Origin of the sequence: Actinomadura chokoriensis, assembly GCF_039529475.1 — a bacterium.
GTDB lineage: Bacteria > Actinomycetota > Actinomycetes > Streptosporangiales > Streptosporangiaceae > Spirillospora > Spirillospora bangladeshensis.
Window position 1 is genome coordinate 136848 of record NZ_BAAAMW010000011.1, and the last position, 16839, is coordinate 153686.

The following is a 16839-nucleotide window of genomic DNA, read 5'->3' on the forward strand; positions in this document are numbered from 1 at the left end:
GACCCGCGCCCTTACACTATGTCCCGGCGTCCCGCCGGGCCGCCGGGCGCCCGTAGCTCAGCTGGACAGAGCATCGGACTTCTAATCCGACGGTCGCGGGTTCGAATCCTGCCGGGCGCGCCATCTTGACCAGCCGATCAAGGCCCTGACCTGCGAGCACGTCTTTCGCGCCGGTTCGGCCGGATGCAGCCGAACGCAGCCGCGCGGCACTGTTCCCGGAATATACGCGGAATGACTCGGGCCGCGTTTGCCCAGGTCAGCACGCAAGACAAGAGAGGCCCCGGAACGCTCCGGAGCCCCTCCCGCAGTTGTCGATCATGCCGCCAACGCGTCCTCGATGCGCTGGTTGGCGACGTCCCGTTGGCCATCTATGCACTTAGCGTAAACACGCAACATCACGTCCACCCCATGGCCAGCGCGTTCGGCCGCCTCAGGCGCATGGACGCCAGCGTTGACCCAGAGCGACACCGCCGCATGGCGAAGGTCATACGGCCGCGCGGCCAACGGGGACTCGACCTGATCGGGAGTCAGCGCCAGGGCGCGAGCCTGTTTCCAGACTTGCGCGTAGGCCGAGCCGGAGAACGACCGGCCGCCACTGGTGACGAACAACCGCCCGTCCTTGGCCGTCCCGAAGGCGTCAAGGGGCGGCGGCGCTTGGGCCGCTGCGCGGCCCCGCGCCAGGCCGCCCGGAGCGTGCGGCGTGGGCGCCGGTCACCGGACGGCCGCGCCGGGCCGCGCATCGCGACGCTTCCGCCCCGTCCGCCAGCCGCCGGCGGTCACTGGGGCGCGCCCCCGCCTTCCCCGTCCACTCAGCGATCAGAGTCGTTGCGGTTCCTGACATGGCGCACTGCGTCACTCGCTGCTCCCACCACGGTTCCCACGACGGCACCCATAAGACCGGTGCCGATCGCGCTGTCACCGGGTTCGTAGCTGTTCCCCAGGTATCCCCACACCGCCCCCAAAGTCGCGCCGGCAAGGAGCCCGAACAGCCATCCCCACTTCGCTCGCATAGGACAGCTCCTGCACACCGACGTCAAAGTCCCCTGTGAGCCTTCAGGCCCCACCGCACGTTGTCGAGCCCGGAACGCTAAAGCGCACAGTCCGAAACCGGCCGCCGCTTGACGAACTTGCAAGCAGGCCTGGAAAGGTGCGGGGCTCCCCCGACCCAATGTGTTGAGGATGGCGGCGGCCGGAACCCGTCAAGGGCGCCCTACGGGCGTCACTACGTCATGGCTGCGCCACCCTTGACAGAACCTGTCCGCCGCTAGGTAGGAAGCCCGTTCAGCTCGTACAGCGCGCGTCCGTGGAAGCCGTCCCAGCGGTACGTCACACCCGGCCTTCCCAGCCCGGCGGCGTGTAGCGAACGAAGCTCTCTTCCCTGCCCTGCAGGGCGTCCTGCACCGCCTCTTCGTAGCCGGGACGGCCGTAGGCGATGGCACGTAGGCGCCACTGCCGAAGGAGGGTTTGGACCTGCTTGAAGCGCACCAAGTCGTGAGCGGCGTCGAGTGCCTCGTCATACTCGGCCCGGAACTGGTCGCGATGCGCCGGCAGGAGCGCATCGAAGATCGCAGCCGGATCCTCGCCGGGATCGCGCGGCGCGGTCGGCTCCTCGGGCTGAGCAGTCATGGTGTCCAATCTACCTGTGAGCCGCAGGCCGCACGGAGACTCCCGCGGAGCAAGCGACGGCCTCCGAGCAAGATCCGGAGTAGGTACGGAATGATCTTGTGCGGAGCGCCGTCCCGCCGGAAAGTACGCGCAAGTCAACGAGGGTGCGGAGCGTCCGAAGATCCTCGGACTCTGATCCGACGGTCGCGGGTTCGAATCCTGCCGGGCGCGCCACCCAACCAGCCATGTGACGAAGCGGGCGCAACGGGTCCAGATTCGGCGGAGACGTACGCGTCGGCCCCGGCCACGCCAACACCAGAGAGCCCGTCTCGCCGACAGCACACCGCCTCCTGCCCCAGACCCGGCGTGGACGCCTGCCCCTGGAGGTCGTCCGGGTAGACGCACTGGCCGGGTTGCGCATCCCTGTCACACTGCTGGCCCGCGCCTCGGCCACCAGGTCCCGCCACTCCAAATCCGCCCTGGGACCGGCAGGGACGAGCGGACGCAGGGACGACCTACCCCCAAGCACAGTCGCGCCGCCCAGCACGACCACGCGGCAGCCGCCACGAGACCACGGTTCGCACAGCGACACGGCACCCCGCATAGCTACGACGAGTCATGCGGAGGGGGACCCGGTGTCGAGACGTGCGGCGGACCCGATCGTCGTCCCGGATTCATGGTGGGGGCGCCGCCCTTGTTCACATCAGTTAGGAATTTCATCCCCTCGTGTCCCACCTGGGCCTGACGCAGAGGGGCCAGGCAGCCGGCGACGGAATCGTCGCTGGAGGAGCCGGACTTTCCATCGGGAAACGCGTGGCTTCTCACGGTGCCGATGGCGGGCCGGGCGCGAGGGCGTGACGGCCGGCACCGCGCTGGTGCGGGTGGCGCCCGAGTGGGCCGGAGGTGGTCATGAGTGGTGGGCGATTGATGGCCGGGGAGCAGGATGGCGGTATCGCTTTCTAGCTGCAGGAGGGCTTTGTGGGGCGTCCGATCAGTTATGCGGAGGCGGTCAGGATGCTCGGGGAAAGCGAGAGCAAGCTGATCAATCTGCTCGACTGGCTGGCCGGGCTCGGGCTGGCCGGGGCCGGGCTGGATGTGCTGGGGGCCCGCGAGGAGGCGGTGCGGCTGGGGCACGCGCTCACCCGCGATCTCGGTGACCGGCTGCGGGGCCTGAACCGCCTGACCCGTACCGAGCGGCTGCGGGCGGCGCACACGATCATCGTCCTGGCGGCCTACTTCGAGACACTCGCGGACGTGCTGCCGCAGGTCAGACTGAAGCCGGGCGAGCAGGTCTCGCTCACCGGAGCCGTCGAGGACGTGGGACGCCGCGGTGTGGCCCATGCGTTGACGCGGGTGGAGCTGCCCACGCCTGGACCATCGCACACGCACGAGTCGATACGGCGCGAGCTGCTCGCGTACTACGGGCGGCTCGGCACGAGTCTGGTCGAGTTCGCCGCCGGGCTGCCCGGAGGGGCTGGTCTGGGGGAGGACGTCCGCGAACTGACCCCGGCCGTGCCTGAGCAGGCCCTGGCCAGGTACGAGGAGATGCTGCGCCGACTGGCGGTGGACTGCCCGGAGTTCGGCATCTGGATCGAGCACTGGGAAAGGCGCGCTGCCCAGAGCGAACTGGCGAGCGGGATGGCCGAGCTGGAGCGGCTGCTCGCGTCCATGACGGGCCGGTCCGGTGCGCCCCGGAGCGCGCTGTCCCGCTCTTACCAGGCATCCCTGCACCGGCCCATCACGGTGGGCGGCGACATCCCGTCCGGCCTGACGATCCCGACCCTGGAGCAGGGATACGTCGACCATCGCCTCCGCGCGGCGGTCATGGACGCCACGGCGCGTCCGAGCCACGACTCCTGGTGGACGGACATTCCGGTCTACGCCCAACCGAGCCGCTTCTTCGCCGGCTACCTGACCTCGCCGGAGGCGGTCGCGTCGCCGCTGCTGGTGCTCGGCCAGCCCGGGTCGGGCAAGTCGGTCCTCACCCGCGTTCTGGCCGCGCGCCTTCCGGCGGACGACTTCCTGCCCATCGTGGTCGAACTCCGGCAGGCGCCGACCGAGAACGATCTGCAGACCCGCATCGAGGACGCCGTCCGGCAGGCGACCGGCGAGCGGATGTCCTGGCCGCGCCTCGTCGAGGCCGGCGCCGGTGCGCTTCCCGTGGTCATCCTGGACGGTTTCGACGAACTGCTGCAGGCGACGGGCGTCACCCAGACCGACTTCCTGATGAAGGTGACGGCCTTCCAGGAGCGCGAGGCCGACCAGGGCCGCCCGGTCGCGGTCGTCGTGACCAGCCGGACGGCCGTGGTCGACCGCGCGAGGATTCCGCACGGTTCCGTCGTCGCGCGCCTGGAACCGTTCGACGACGCGCAGATCAGGACGTGGCTGGCGAACTGGCGCGAGCTCAACGAGCCCGCCCTGCGGCGACGCGGGCTGAGGTCCCTTTCGGACGAGGTGGCACTGGCGCATCGGGAACTGGCCGAGCAGCCGCTGCTGCTGCTGATGCTCGCCTTGTACGACGCAGACGGTAACGCCCTGCACCAGAGGTCGGCGGACTTCGACCGTACGGGCCTTTACGAGCGGCTCCTGCGGGAATTCGCCGGGCGCCAAATCCGCAAGCTGCTTCCCGACCTGGACGACGAAGGGCATGAGCGGGCGGTCGAGCAGGAACTGCTGCGGCTGTCGGTCGTCGGTTTCGCCATGTTCAACCGGCGCAGCCAGTGGGTCTCCGACACCGACCTGGACGCCGACCTCGCCGCGCTGCTCGCACCGGAGCGCGCTCAGTTCGGAGACGCCGGACTCCAGGCTCCCTTGTCGGCGGCGCAGATCGTGGTGGGGCGGTTCTTCTTCGTCCATGAGACGCAGGTGACCCGTGACGGGCGGCCGTTGCACACCTACGAGTTTCTGCACGCGACGTTCGGTGAATTCCTCATCGCCCGGCTCGTCGCCCGCATCCTCGGCAGCATGGCGGATCAGGCCGCCATGGCGACCGGGTCACCTCTGGCTCCGCAGATCAACGACGGCCTGCTCCATGCGCTCCTGTCCTTCGCGGGACTCACGGCCCGGGCGCCCATCATCGACTTCTTGGCGGACATGTTCGCCCAACTGGACCCGGCACGGCGAAAGGCGCTGACCGGGCTGCTGCTCGACCTCTACCGCCGGGCACTTCATCCGCGTCCCGGCTCCACGCATGATCAATACCGGCCGCGGCCGGCCACCGTCCCGGCGCGGCATGCGGCCTGGAGCATGAACCTCGTGGTCCTGGCGGTACTGGCCGCCGGCGAGCTCACCGGACGGGACCTCTTCCCGGAAGGGGACGCGGGCTTTCCCTGGCGCGTGCAAGCCACCCTGTGGCGATCCCAGCTCCATGGCGAGGAATGGGGCGGCCTCTGCAGGACCATCGCGCTTCATCACGAGTGGGACGGAAGCAGGCGCACCATTCGCATCACCCGCATGACCGGAGGTCACCAACCCGACTCGCCGGACCTGTACTGGGCGTACAACATCCCGCCAGAGCACGAGATGCGCGGCGACATTCTTTTTGATCCGGCGCACGAGCCTTTCCAAATTCGACTCAAGAGCAGCGTGTTCTGCAGTGCGACGGACGCCTTCATGCTCCATTCAATGGAGCCGTTCGTCAGGGCCTTCCCCACGATCGCCAACCTGGCCGCTCCCGGCGAACGCGCCGTCTCGGTGACCCATGCCCTCCTCGCCGCGCTGGTCGCCGGATTCCGCGACGAGCGGGACCCCGGCGCTTTTGCGGACCTCGCGCGAGTAGTCGTGACCGTGTCGGTGCTCCCCGCGAGGCAGGAGCGCGACCTCTACCTGAAGGCCGCGCTGGAGACCATCCTTTCCTCTCTTCACCGAGGGCTCGCCGCGTCAGAGGACCTGGCCGCGCTCGAAGGGCTGCGCCTTGACGATTCCCACGACGCGAAGGTCCGCGAACTGTTCGACCAGGTGAATGAACGACTCCACCGTTGAGTGCGCGCCCCTTTGCTACCTGACCGCGCGCTTGGGGAGTTTCCAGTTGGGGCGGGGGAAGTGGCAGGTGTAGCCGTTCGGGTACTTCTGCAGGTAGTCCTGGTGCTCGGGCTCGGCTTCCCAGAAGTCGCCGGCGGGGGTCACCTCGGTGACGACCTTGCCCGGCCACAGGCCGGACGCGTCGACGTCGGCGATGGTGTCCTCGGCGACCTTCCGCTGCTCGTCCGTGGTGTAGAAGATCGCGGAGCGGTAGCTCGTGCCGATGTCGTTGCCCTGCCGGTTCACGGTCGAGGGGTCGTGGATCTGGAAGAAGAACTCCAGCATGGCGCGGAAGTCGGTCTTCTCGGGGTCGTAGAGGACCTCGATGGTCTCGGCGTGGGTCCCATGGTTGCGGTAGGTCGCGTTGGGGACGTCGCCGCCGCTGTAGCCGACCCGTGTGGACACCACTCCGGGCTGGCGGCGGAACAGCTCCTCCATCCCCCAGAAGCATCCGCCCGCGAGCAGCGCTCTCTCGGTTGCCATGTCCTCTCCCCTCTGCTCGTCCGGGACGCCCGCACCAGCACGTGGCCCATGTCCTTGCGCTGATCAGACACCCCTAATCCGTCCAACCCCTGAACCCCCGCCCGGATTCCCGGCAGTCCGGCATCCCGCGGTGACGCTACAGGCTCGGTTCGCCGCCATGCTCCTGAGACAGATATCTCGGGACCGAGAGTGGCCATGGTGGGACCGGAGAACGGCAGGGTGTGCAGCCACCTTCGGCTGTCCGTTGAGCGGGGCCGGGGGAACCTTGCCGACGTATCCGTGGGGTATGCGTTCCTGTTCCTCTACGGTCTGGAGCGCCGGGTCCTTGTGGACCTTCAGCGGGACGACGGCGCGCGTGCGGCGGAACTTCCGCTGATCCGGGCCGAGGTCGAGCGGCTGCTGGGGCTCTTCGGGTCCGATGGCTCCTTCCGCGGCTACGCGACCGAGTTCTGCGCGCTGCTGGAAGCCGGCGCCGCCGCAGATGCCGAGGTGTGGGCCGGGCCTCCGCCGGAGGTCGATCGGGCCAGTCCCTCGCCGAGGTTGCGCATCGGGCTGGGCGAGTTCGCGCGCGCCGGACGGCCGATCCCCGCGGAATGGGCACTCCATTGGGTGTTGTCCCATCCGGGGTATTCGCCGAGGACGGCGGCCAAACGGTGCCCCGAGGAATTCGCGGCGCTTTTCGCGTTGCGCCACGAGGACCGTCACCTCGGGGGGCTTCACCTCAGGCCGACGGGGCCTCAGCTGGCCTTCTCCTATCGTCCGGCGAGCAGCGGGTTTCGTGGCGTCGCCGAGATGGCCGTGCCGGGCGTCCCGCACGATCGCCTACGCCGCCTGCAAACTCGACGTCGGCGCCACCTGGGCCGCCCTCCCGGACATCGCGGCCGCCGCCGAGGCCGGGGAGACCGCTCACCACACGCCGCCCGCTCCCGCCGTCCCGCACCGGCACGAGATCGGCGCACTCCCCTACGCGGTGATCGACGTCGAGACCACCGGCCTGGACACGCTGCACGACCGGATCGTCGAGATCGCCGTCCACCGGCTCCACGCGGACGGCAGCCCTGACCGGTCCTACAGCACCGTCCTCCACAACGACTCCGGTCCTGGTCCCACACATGTCCACGGCCTCACTGCCGGCGACCTGGCCGGCGCCCCCGCCTTCCCCGAGGTCGCCGGCGACATCGCCGAACTGCTCGACGGGGCCGTCCTCGTCGCGCACAGCGCGATGTTCGACAGCGCGATGCCGCGGAGACAGAGGGCGTCCCGCTTTCCCGAGCGCACTCCGCCGCCCACGACGCGCAGGCCACCGCGGCGCTCCTGCTCCGCTACCTCGGCCGGGCCGGCGAAGCGGGCCGCCACTACCTCGATGAGATCGGCGCGACCGGTGACCTGCCCGCACACGGGTGCGCCCCCTGGGCAGGCCCGAGCCCTGGAGCTCGACCCATCAGCACTGACGCGCGTCCACGAACGCCTCGCTACGGCCTGGGAGTCTCATCCGACCGAGCAGGCCCTGCTCCGCACCCTTGGCTCACCTGACCGGTAACCCGGTTCTGGGCCGGGTGTCGGTGATCTCCTCTACGGTCTTGTTCATGATCGACACGACGGGGATCGGTGAGGACGCGTTCGTCATGCCGGACGTGTGGCGGCGGGCCCGGCATCCGCGGCGGGATCGGGCGGGCGGGCCGGCGGCGCCCGTGCTCGGTGAAGACGCTGTCGGGCAGGTGCGCTCGATGGTGGACGCCGTCCGTGACGACATCGAGGTGATCCTCGGGCTTCCGGGCACCGAGGGTGATATCGCGGAGGCGGCTCGGGCTCACCTGCGCGGGGAGTCCGATGCGCTGGGGGCCGCTGCGGTTGCGTATGTCGTGGCGCCGCTGCAGGAGATGTCGGAGCGGTCCAAGCCCGAACATCTGCTCATCGACGCCATGGTCGCCGAGCACGGTGTCGCTTTCGCGGCCCGCGCCTACACGGAGTGGGCCGGGATCTATGTCGACAACCCGGCGATCGGCAACGCCACCGGACTGCCGGTGGCGAGGGGCCGCCGTGAACAACTGCGGTCGATGACGATTCGCCGCCAGCGTCCCGATGAGAAGTACTGCGACTGGTGGTTGCAGCGGGACAGCGGCCGGGCGCTGCGCGCCCGGCTCGCCGCGGCCTCCGACGAGGTCTACGCGGAGGCCGTCGAGCTGGTCTCGGAGGTTCGGCGGCACCCGTTGCAGAAGGTCGTCGCCGCCTATCTCATCCCCACCCGTGACGATTGGGTCGAGGATCTGTGGGCGCGGCCCGGGGAGATCCCGTTCGACTACATTCCGCTGTGGCTGCCGCTCTGCGCGCTCGGACGGCCCCATCAGCCCGCAGCGCTCGGCCAGCCACTCGGTTTCGACTGCCGGCGCGATGTCGTGGCGACGCTGCTGGAGGGCGTCGGCGTCGATGCCGTCGTGCCCCTGGTGGTCGAGGCACTGGACGGGCCCTACAAGACCAGCACCGACGAGGTCCGGTCGGTTTTGGACTTCTTGGTCGCGCTGCCTCGGGACGAGGCGTTCCAGGCGCTCGTCGACCGGGTCGGCCGTCCGGAGGTCGTGCCGGCCCTGCTGACGGCCGCCAGGCGGTATCCGGTCCGGGCGATGCGGCTGCTGCCGGGGAGGCGGCGCGCCGCCGAGCTGCTGTCGGCGCACGTCCGGGCCAACCCGCGCATCGCCGTGGAGGTCTCGCGGGATCTGCCCGTCAGGCAGGCGAGGGCGATTCAAAGGATTCTCGACGGGAACCGGCGCCTTCCGCAGGCCGGCGACGTCCCGCTTCTTCTCGTTGAGCCGCCGTGGGCTCGTCCTCGTGCCAAGGCCAAGCCCGTCGTCATGAAGGATCTGCCCGCGCCCCGTCTCCGCGCGGTCGCCTGGGGGCCCGGTGAGCGCGACACCTGGGCGGCGCGGGAGTCCCATCTGTGGGACCTGCGGGCGGACGGCACGGACTTCGCCGCCAGGGCCGCCGCGGTCGCCGCGGCCGCCGAGGGGCGGACCTTCTCTATGACCGAGCGTCCCACTCTGTTCTTGAGAGGCCCCGAGGAGTTGGTGCGGCCGCTGGTGCCGCACTGGGAGCCCACCGAAAGCGAGATGCGGGAGGTCCACGACTGGCTCGGGCCGCTCGTCGCGCGGCACGGGGCGGACGCCTGCGGTCCCGCGCTGAGCGTCGCCCGCCGCGATCCCGGGGCCTTCGGGCAGTACGTGCTGCCGCTGCTGTCCGACGAGATCGCCCGGACGATGGCCGACTGGCTCGTCCGGCTCAAGTCCGGGGGCAGGACGGCCCGCGCCTGGTTCCGCCGCCACGGGACGACGGCCGCGCCCTGCCTGATCCCGGACGCGCTCGGCACGGCGGGCCCGGCTCGCCGTGCGGCCGAGGCGGCGCTGCGGCTGATCGCCGGCCGGCACGGTCCGGAGGCGATCGTGGCGGCGGCGCGCGTCCATGGGGAGGTGGCCGCGGCCGCGATCGAGGCGCTGCTGGCCGCCGACCCCCTGGACGACCTGCCGAAGAAGATCCCCGTCGTCGACTGGGCGGACCCGCGCGCGCTTCCGCAGATCCTGCTGCGCGACCGCGAGCGGGCCCTGCCGGACGAGTCGGTGGGGCATGTCATGACGATGCTGGCGATGTCGAAGCCGGGCGACGCGTACGCGGGTGTCCGGGTCGTCCGCGAGCTGTGCGATCCGGCGTCGCTCGCCGAGTTCGGCTGGGCGCTGTTCCGCTGGTGGGAGCTGTACGGCGGGCCGGCCAAGGAGAGCTGGGCGTTCACGCAGCTGGCGCTGACCGGGGACGACGAGACGGTCCGCCGGCTCACCCCGGTCATCCGGGCCTGGCCGGCGGACGGCGGTCACGCCAAGGCCGTGACCGGCCTGGACGTCCTCGCCGCGATCGGCACCGACACCGCCCTCATGCACCTGCACTCGATCTCGCAGCGGGTCAAGTTCAAGGGCCTCAAGGCGCGGGCGCAGGAGCGGATCCGGGAGCTCGCGGCCGAACTCGGACTCTCCGCCGAGCAGCTCGCGGACCGGCTCGTCCCCGACTTCGGGCTGGACGCGTCCGGCACGCTCACGCTCGACTACGGCCCGCGCCGGTTCGCGGTCGGGTTCGACGAGCTGCTCAGGCCCGTGACCGCCGACGAGGACGGTGCGCGCCGCACGTCCCTGCCCAAGCCCGGCGCCAAGGACGATCCCGAGCTCGCCCCCGCCGCCTACAAGCGGTTCGCGGCCCTCAAGAAGGACGTCCGGACGGTCGCGACCGATCAGCTCACCCGCTTCGAGGCCGCCATGGTCGCGAGCCGGCGTCAACCGGTGGCCGAGTTCCGCGAGTTCCTCGTCGGGCATCCCCTGGTCGGCCATCTGGTGCGGCGCCTGGTCTGGCTGGCCGAGGACGGCCCGGCGTTCCGCGTCGCCGAGGACGGCACGTTCGCCGACGCGGCCGACGACACCGTCACCCTGCCCGAGGACGCGCGGGTCGGCATCGCGCACCCCGTCCACTTGCGCGAGGAAGTGAAGGCGTGGACGGAGTTGTTCGCCGACTACGAGATCCTGCAGCCGTTCGAGCAGCTCGGACGGCCCGTGCACCTGCTCACCGACGAGGAGCGCCGAACCGGCCGGCTGACCCGGTTCGAGGGCCTGAACGCGGCGGCCGGCGACCTGTTCGGCCTCGTCCGGCGCGGCTGGGAGCGCGGGGCGCCTATGGAGGCGGGCATCGAGTGGTACATCTCCCGCCGCGTCCCCTCCGGACGCCACCTGGTCGTCACCTACGACTACGGCATTCCCGTGGGCATGCCCGATGAGATGGGCGATCAGGTCTTGCGGGACGTCCGGTTCGCCGTGCATCCCGACCGCTACAGCAGCCGGCGGCCCGCCGCGGACGTCCCGGACGACCTCGACCCGGTGATCGTCTCCGAGGCGCTCGCCGACCTGGCCCGGATCACCGGCCCGGTGGACGGGTGAGGAGGTACATCGCGGCAACTCCCGTCCCCGCCAACGCCTGGACGAGCAGGAGGGGTCCGAGCGCGGTCGCGTGACCGGCCAGGGCCACCAGGAGCGGTATGCATCCGAGCACGGCCAGGTCGGCTCCGGCCAGCGCCCACAGGACCGGCCCCATGGGTATGACGCCGAAGGGCGTGGCGATGACCGGCATGGAGTGGTCGACGGGGCGGCGCCGCGCCATCCGCAGCGCCCCGGCGGCCAGCGCGGGGGCGGCCGCGGGGCCGAACAGCCACCAGGGCCCGGCGCCGAGCGCGCCGTCCAGGGACAGCCAGGCCAGCGCGAGGCCGAGCCACGCACCGCCCGCCAGCGCGGGCGGCAGCGCGCGGGCGGCCGGCACCAGCCGGCTCTCCGCCGCGGAGAGCCGCAGCAGGCTCGGGTCGTGAGCGTCCCTCCGCGCCGCGGCCGCGCAGCCCGCCGCCACGGCGAGCGCCCCGCCGACCAACGCGACCAGCACGGCGGGGGTGAGCCCGGCGCGGGCGGCGAGCAGGGGCAGCGCGGCGCTCGCCGCCACCAGCGCCGACCGGCCCGGACGCCTCGTCAGGCGGCGCCATTCGGGCCACGCGAGCAGCAGGGAGGTGCGCAGCGGACGCGGCGGCCGCCCCGTCCGCGAACCGCGCACCACGCTCGGCAGCGGGCGTGACCGCAGGACCCGCCGCCGCCAGTGCGCGTCCTCCGCGATCCACGTCAGCGCCCCGGGGTCCAGCACGACCGCCGCGGTCGCCACGGTCCCCGTTCGCGTCGAGGCGGCCAGGATGCTGTGCGCCGGGACGCGTTCCAAAGCGGACCATGCCGCTCTCACCACCACGGCGGCCGCGGACGCCCCCGCGACCGCCGCGACCGCCCACGCGTCGGCGGACGCTCCGGCGGCCACGATTCCCGGCGAGGAGCGACCGCCGCTGTGCACGGCCGCGAACACCGCGAACACCACCACGACCGCGATCCCGGCCACCAGCCAGCCGTCCCATGCCTGCGACGCCTGCGCGAGAACGGCCGCCGCCATCCCACCGGAGGTCGCCGACAGGCCCAGCACCGCCGCCGCCAGCAGCCGCACCGCGTACTGGTCGCGGACGCCGACCGCCGACAGCAGGCCCAGTGCCAGCACCAGCCCGCCCACCAGCGAGATCCCGAGCAGGACCAGGACCGTCCTGCCCAGAACGCGGCGGCGCGGCAGCGGCGAGAGCACCAGCCACGCCGCGTCGGCCGCGGACGTGGCGACGGGGCCGAACGTGCGGGCCAGCGCCAGGTATCCCGCGTAGGCGAGCGCCACCAGGGCGATGCCCGCCCCCATCCTGGACGGGGTCACGTGGTCCGGAAGGCCGGTCAGCGCGCTGGTCAGCGCCGGTCCGAGGAGCAGCACCGCCATGGCCGCACCGAGCACGGTGCTGTACAGACCCGACCAGCTCTTCAGCACGCCCGCTCGCGGCGTCACGCCGCCTCCAGAGTCATCCGGCGGGCACCGGTGGCGTCGGCGAGCGGCAGGTCGTGCGTCGCCATCACCGCCGTGCCCCCGGCCGCCGCGTACTCGGTCACGCCCGCCGCGAGCCGCGTGCGGAACGCGGGGTCGAGGCCGCGCTCCGGTTCGTCCAGCAGCAGCAGCCGGCTGGGCCTGATGAAGGCCATGGCCAGCGACAACCGCTGCCGCTGACCTGTCGACATCGCCAGCGGCGCCATGTCCGCCCGTCCGGCAAGCCCGAAGAACTCCAGGGCGGCATCGACCTCCATCCGCGCACCGCCGTGCACCGCCGGCATCAACTCAAGGTGCTCGCGGACGGTCAGTCCCGGATACCAGGCGGGTTCCTCGGCGACGCGGACGACGTCCCGCCAGAACCACGCCGCGTCCTCCGGCGGCCGGCGGAAGACCTCGATCTCTCCCGACGCCCCCGGCTGGAGTCCCGCCAAACAGCGCAGCAGGGTCGACTTCCCCGCACCGTTCTCCCCCAGCACGGCCACGACGTCGCCCCGCCTCACCTGGAGGTCGACGCCGGTCAGCACCGGGCCGCCTCCGAGTGTCAGGCTCACGTCCCTGGCCTCGATCACTGTTTCGCGCGACATTCCTCAAGTCTCCGGCATCTCACGCCATGATCCACACACTTCCCGTGCGCAGACCCCGGGCCGAGGGGGTCTTGTGGTGGCGGACGACCGAACGGACGGCGTGCCGGCGGGGATCGACGCCTCGGTGGCGCACCCGGCGCGGGTCTACGGTCAGCCGGCCGTGACCGCGCAGGCGGTGAGGGTGTCGATCAGGGTGGCGCGGAGCAGCGGCACCTTGTAGGCGGTCTGCGGCAAGGGGCTGCAGCGGGCGACCACCAGTTCCGCGGCGGCGGCGAGGGTCTCCCCGGTGGCGGGCTTTCCCACCAGCGCTTCGGCCACTTCGGGGAGGACGAGCGGCGTGCGGGCCACTCCTCCCACGGCTACGGCGGCGGTGCTGACGGTGTCGCCGTCGAAGGTGAGGCGGGCGGCGGCTTCGACCAGCGGCCATTCCGCCAGCTCACGGGCCGTGGTGCGGTGGTAGGCGCCTCGCTCGGACGCCGTCGGAGCGGGCAGGAGCACGGACTTGAGGACCTCGGCGGCGTCGAGGCAGTGGTCGCGTGTCGGGTCGCCGCCGTCCCCGTACAGGTCGGCGACGTCCAGCACACCACGGCCGTGGATTTCGACGGTGGCACCGTAGGTCAGGAGTGCCACGGCCAGCGAGGACGGGTGCGGGGCGATGCACGGCCCTTGGTCGATGACGGCCGAGTACAGGTGGTCGCCCTCGCGGGCAGGGCAGGTGTCGCCGCCCGTCTGGTGGCACGTGAAGGCGGGGTTGCGCAGGTACCAGCAGCGGTTGCGCTGGAGGAGGTTCCCGCCGACCGTGGCGACGTTGCGGATCTGCGGCGTCGCGACGGCGGCCGCCGTGGCGGCGAGCGCCGGATAGGCGGCGGTCAGGCGGTCGTCGGCGAGCAGGTCGGCGATGGCGGTGACGGCGCCGATGCGGGCGGAGCCGTCCGCCTGCCAGTCGACGCCGCGCAGCCCGGGGACGCCGAGCAGGTCGACCGGAGGCCGGCCCGGACGGGTCATGACATCGGTGCCGCCGGCGCGCAGTTCGCCGCCGGTGCCGCGGACGGCCGCGGCGGCGTCCTCGATGGTGGTCACGCGCCGATCCCCTTCAGGAGCAGGTCAGGCCGGACGGGCAGGTCGAGCGGGCGCCAGCCGGTGGCGTGCCGGACGGCGTTGCCGACCGAGGCGGCGACGGCCACGGTGCAGACCTCGCCGAGGCCGACGCCGCGGCCGGGGACGTGGTCCCAGCCCTCGGTGTGGAAGTGCACGTCGATCTCCGGGGTGTCGGCGATGCCGGGGATGCGGTAGTCCTCCAGGTTCGCCGTGAGGACGGTGCCGGTGGCCGGATCGTCCCGGCGCTGCTCGAACAGCGCGTAGCCGATGCCCTGGATGACCCCGCCCTCGCACTGGTTGCGGGCCAGCCGGGGCGCGTAGATGTGCCCGGCGGACACCCCGCACCAGACGCGGGTCGGCCTGACGCGGCCGAGCAGGGTATCGACCTCGACCTCGGTCATGACGACGGCTCCGGTGAAGCCGCGTCCGATGGCGAAGTGGTCCAGGGGGAAGGGCGTGACGTAGCCGCGGCGGTCGCGGGGGCGTCTGCCGACGACCTCCAGCCCCTCGGCCTCGTCGAGGGTGCGGCCCCCGAGGGCCTTGCGGAGGCGGCGCGCCGCGTCCTCGGCCGCCGGTGCGACGGACGGGGTCGTGCAGCTGCTGGCGGACGTCGGCCCGTAGGCGTGGTCGCTGTTGCCGATCTCGACGCGCACCTGGCCGGGCCGCAGGTCCAGCGCCGACCGGACGACCTCGGCGATCACCGAGCGGCTGCCGGTCCCGATGTCCTGGGCGGCGACGCGGGCGACCACGGCGCCCTGCTCGACCGCCAGCGAGACCTTGGTGCCCGGGTCGACGAAGTACATGTAGTTGGCGGCGGCGACGCCCACGCCGCGCCGGATGCGGCCCTCGCCGGGGTCGGTCCGGTCGCGCCACATGGGCAGGTCGGCGGCCCGGTCGTAGAGCGCGTGGCGCTTGGCGTTGCCGTCCCAGCGGCGGCGCAGCGCGAGGGGGTCCTCGCCGCGGCGCAGCGCCATCTCGTCCACGCCCTGCTCCAGCGCCCACAGCATCGGCGGCAGGCCGGGGCCCCGGAAGGGGATGCCGGGGGCGCGGTTGGTGATGTGGTCGTAGTCGCGGATCCGGCGGGGCGCGTTGCCGTAGAAGAACCGCGAGTGCCAGGCCGCGTTGGACCCGATGGAGACGCCGGCGTCGCCGTGCGCGTCCATGGTGAAGGCCGCCAGCCCGCCGTCGTCGTCCGCGAGGAGGGCCAGCTCGATGCGCACCCCGGGGCGGCTGCCTCCGTCGACGAGCTCCTCCTCCCTGCTGAGGACGACCCGCACGGGCGCGCCGTGCAGCCGGGACAGCTCCACGGCCGCGGCCACATCGGCGGTGACGTTGACCTTGGACCCGAACCCGCCGCCCACATGCTCGGCCACGATGTGGACCTGCTCCGGCCGGAGCTCCCAGCGCTTGGCCGCCTGGCTCGCGACCCGGGTCACGGCCTGCGTGGACAGGTGGAGATGCAGGTCGCCGTCTTCCCAGCGGGCCACGCAGCCGTGCGGTTCCATGCAGGTGTGGGCTTGCGCGGACGTGGTGAAGGTGGCCTCCACCAGTGCCCGTCCGCCCTCGCTCCGGGCCTTCTCGATGCGCTTGACGGCCGTGCGTCCCCGCCAGCTCATCCCGGCCGGCCCGCGCACGTTGCCGTTCCACTTGGCGGACGCGAGCGGGCCTTCGTTGGCGCGCGGAGCCTCCTGCCACGACTCCTTGGTCGGGTAGACGACGGTCTCGTCGTCCTCCGACAGGACGGCGGGCAGCACCGTGTACTCCACCTCGACCCGCGCCGCGATCGCGAGCGCCTCGGCCCGGGTGGGCGCGGCGACCGCCGCCACCGGCTGCCCCGCGTACCGGACGACGCGGTCCGCCGGCAGCAGCTCGGCGAGCGGCCCGCCGGACCGGATCTCCCCCACCTTCGCGTGCGGGTGGGGCGACCGGACGATGACGCCTTCGAGCTGCCCGTCCAGGACCACGTCCGCCGTGTAGCGCGCCGCGCCTGTGATCTTCTCAAGCGCCTCGACACGCACCGGCACCGCCGCATCGTCCGCCGGGCCGTCGTACTCGCCCGCGCACGCCGCCGCGACCGCCTCGTAGATGCCGACGTACGACCCGCAGCGGCACAGGTGGCCGGCCAGGGCCTCGGCGATCTGCTCGCGGGACGGCTCGCAGGCGCCGTGCTCGGCCCGCCACCGGTCCATGAACGCCGCCGCCTCCACCACGAAGCCCGGCGTGCAGTAGCCGCACTGCAGCGCGTCGTGCGCGGCGAAGGCCCGCTGCACCGGATGGTCGCCGCCGAGCCCCTCCACGGTCGTGACCTCGCGGTCCGCCACCGTCCCGGCGGGCAGCAGGCAGCTCGCGGCCGTGCGCCCGTCCACGAGCACGGTGCAGGTGCCGCACACCCCCGTGCCGCAGGCGACCTTCGTCCCGGTGAGCCCCAACCGCTCCCGGAGCACCCCCGCCACGGTCTCCGCGGGCTCGGCGCCGACGTCGACGGGCTTGCCGTTGAGGGTGAATTCCATACGCGCTCCATGCGCCGGGGGGTGATCAGCGCCATCGTGGCACAGCCGACCCCGTAATTCACTGCTTA

At 72.2% G+C, this 16839-nt stretch carries 10 protein-coding genes, 1 tRNA gene and 1 pseudogene; 5 read left to right on the forward strand and 7 right to left on the reverse strand.

From position 1 onward, the window contains the following. The first annotated feature begins 46 nt into the window (after positions 1–46). Positions 47–123: transfer RNA gene (locus tag ABFX46_RS23800), tRNA-Arg, on the forward strand. Between the two features lie 192 nt (positions 124–315). Here ABFX46_RS23800 and ABFX46_RS23805 read toward each other — a convergent pair. Further along, positions 316–609 (reverse strand): hypothetical protein, encoded by a 294-nt coding sequence (locus tag ABFX46_RS23805; protein ID WP_346045289.1) that lies wholly within the window; start codon positions 607–609, stop codon positions 316–318. A gap of 717 nt (positions 610–1326) precedes the next feature. After that, complete coding sequence (locus tag ABFX46_RS23810; protein ID WP_346045291.1) at positions 1327–1626, reverse strand: DUF6247 family protein; 300 nt, start codon at positions 1624–1626, stop codon at positions 1327–1329. A 957-nt stretch (positions 1627–2583) separates the two neighbouring features. Between ABFX46_RS23810 and ABFX46_RS23815 the strand changes: the two genes are divergently transcribed. Continuing rightward, entirely contained in the window at positions 2584–5586 is a 3003-nt protein-coding gene (locus ABFX46_RS23815; RefSeq protein WP_428831300.1) for an NACHT domain-containing protein, read from the forward strand. Between the two features lie 15 nt (positions 5587–5601). Here ABFX46_RS23815 and msrA read toward each other — a convergent pair whose 3' ends face one another. Then, complete coding sequence (gene msrA / locus ABFX46_RS23820) at positions 5602–6108, reverse strand: peptide-methionine (S)-S-oxide reductase MsrA (RefSeq protein WP_346045295.1); 507 nt, start codon at positions 6106–6108, stop codon at positions 5602–5604. A 195-nt stretch (positions 6109–6303) separates the two neighbouring features. Here msrA and ABFX46_RS43560 point away from each other — a divergent pair. The 3 genes and pseudogenes from ABFX46_RS43560 to ABFX46_RS23830 form a co-directional block, all read left to right on the forward strand. Beyond that, positions 6304–6744, forward strand: a pseudogene (locus tag ABFX46_RS43560) (TerB N-terminal domain-containing protein); the annotation flags it as partial. A 142-nt stretch (positions 6745–6886) separates the two neighbouring features. Continuing rightward, entirely contained in the window at positions 6887–7648 is a 762-nt protein-coding gene (locus ABFX46_RS23825; protein WP_346045297.1) for an exonuclease domain-containing protein, read from the forward strand. Between the two features lie 46 nt (positions 7649–7694). Further along, on the forward strand, positions 7695–11072 hold the full coding sequence (locus ABFX46_RS23830; protein WP_346045299.1) for a DUF4132 domain-containing protein: 3378 nt from the start codon (positions 7695–7697) through the stop codon (positions 11070–11072). On the opposite strand, the gene ABFX46_RS23835 is transcribed toward ABFX46_RS23830, so the two are convergent. The 4 genes from ABFX46_RS23835 to ABFX46_RS23850 all read right to left on the reverse strand — a co-directional run bounded on the left by ABFX46_RS23835 (position 11050) and on the right by ABFX46_RS23850 (position 16771). Beyond that, positions 11050–12540: a DUF6297 family protein gene (locus ABFX46_RS23835; RefSeq protein ID WP_346045301.1), complete on the reverse strand. Its 1491-nt coding sequence runs from the start codon at positions 12538–12540 to the stop codon at positions 11050–11052. The two genes, ABFX46_RS23830 and ABFX46_RS23835, sit on opposite strands and share 23 nt — an antisense overlap. Then, the gene (locus ABFX46_RS23840) at positions 12537–13163 is read right to left on the reverse strand and encodes an ABC transporter ATP-binding protein (protein ID WP_346045302.1); all 627 of its coding nucleotides are present in this window, start codon (positions 13161–13163) and stop codon (positions 12537–12539) included. The genes ABFX46_RS23835 and ABFX46_RS23840 overlap by 4 nt, the downstream gene beginning before the upstream one ends. Positions 13164–13313: 150 nt before the next feature. Next, on the reverse strand, positions 13314–14243 hold the full coding sequence (locus tag ABFX46_RS23845; RefSeq protein WP_346045303.1) for an FAD binding domain-containing protein: 930 nt from the start codon (positions 14241–14243) through the stop codon (positions 13314–13316). Beyond that, positions 14240–16771 (reverse strand): molybdopterin-dependent oxidoreductase, encoded by a 2532-nt coding sequence (locus ABFX46_RS23850; protein WP_346045305.1) that lies wholly within the window; start codon positions 16769–16771, stop codon positions 14240–14242. Before ABFX46_RS23850 ends, ABFX46_RS23845 begins: the two co-directional genes overlap by 4 nt. Positions 16772–16839 lie beyond the last annotated feature (68 nt).

Coding starts and splice junctions, on each gene's coding strand:
- ABFX46_RS23810 (WP_346045291.1), bottom strand. CDS start 1,626: ATGACTGCTCAGCCCGAGGAGCCGACCGCGCCGCGCGATCCCGGCGAG.
- msrA (WP_346045295.1), bottom strand. CDS start 6,108: ATGGCAACCGAGAGAGCGCTGCTCGCGGGCGGATGCTTCTGGGGGATG.
- ABFX46_RS23830 (WP_346045299.1), top strand. CDS start 7,695: ATGATCGACACGACGGGGATCGGTGAGGACGCGTTCGTCATGCCGGAC.
- ABFX46_RS23840 (WP_346045302.1), bottom strand. CDS start 13,163: ATGTCGCGCGAAACAGTGATCGAGGCCAGGGACGTGAGCCTGACACTC.
- ABFX46_RS23850 (WP_346045305.1), bottom strand. CDS start 16,771: ATGGAATTCACCCTCAACGGCAAGCCCGTCGACGTCGGCGCCGAGCCC.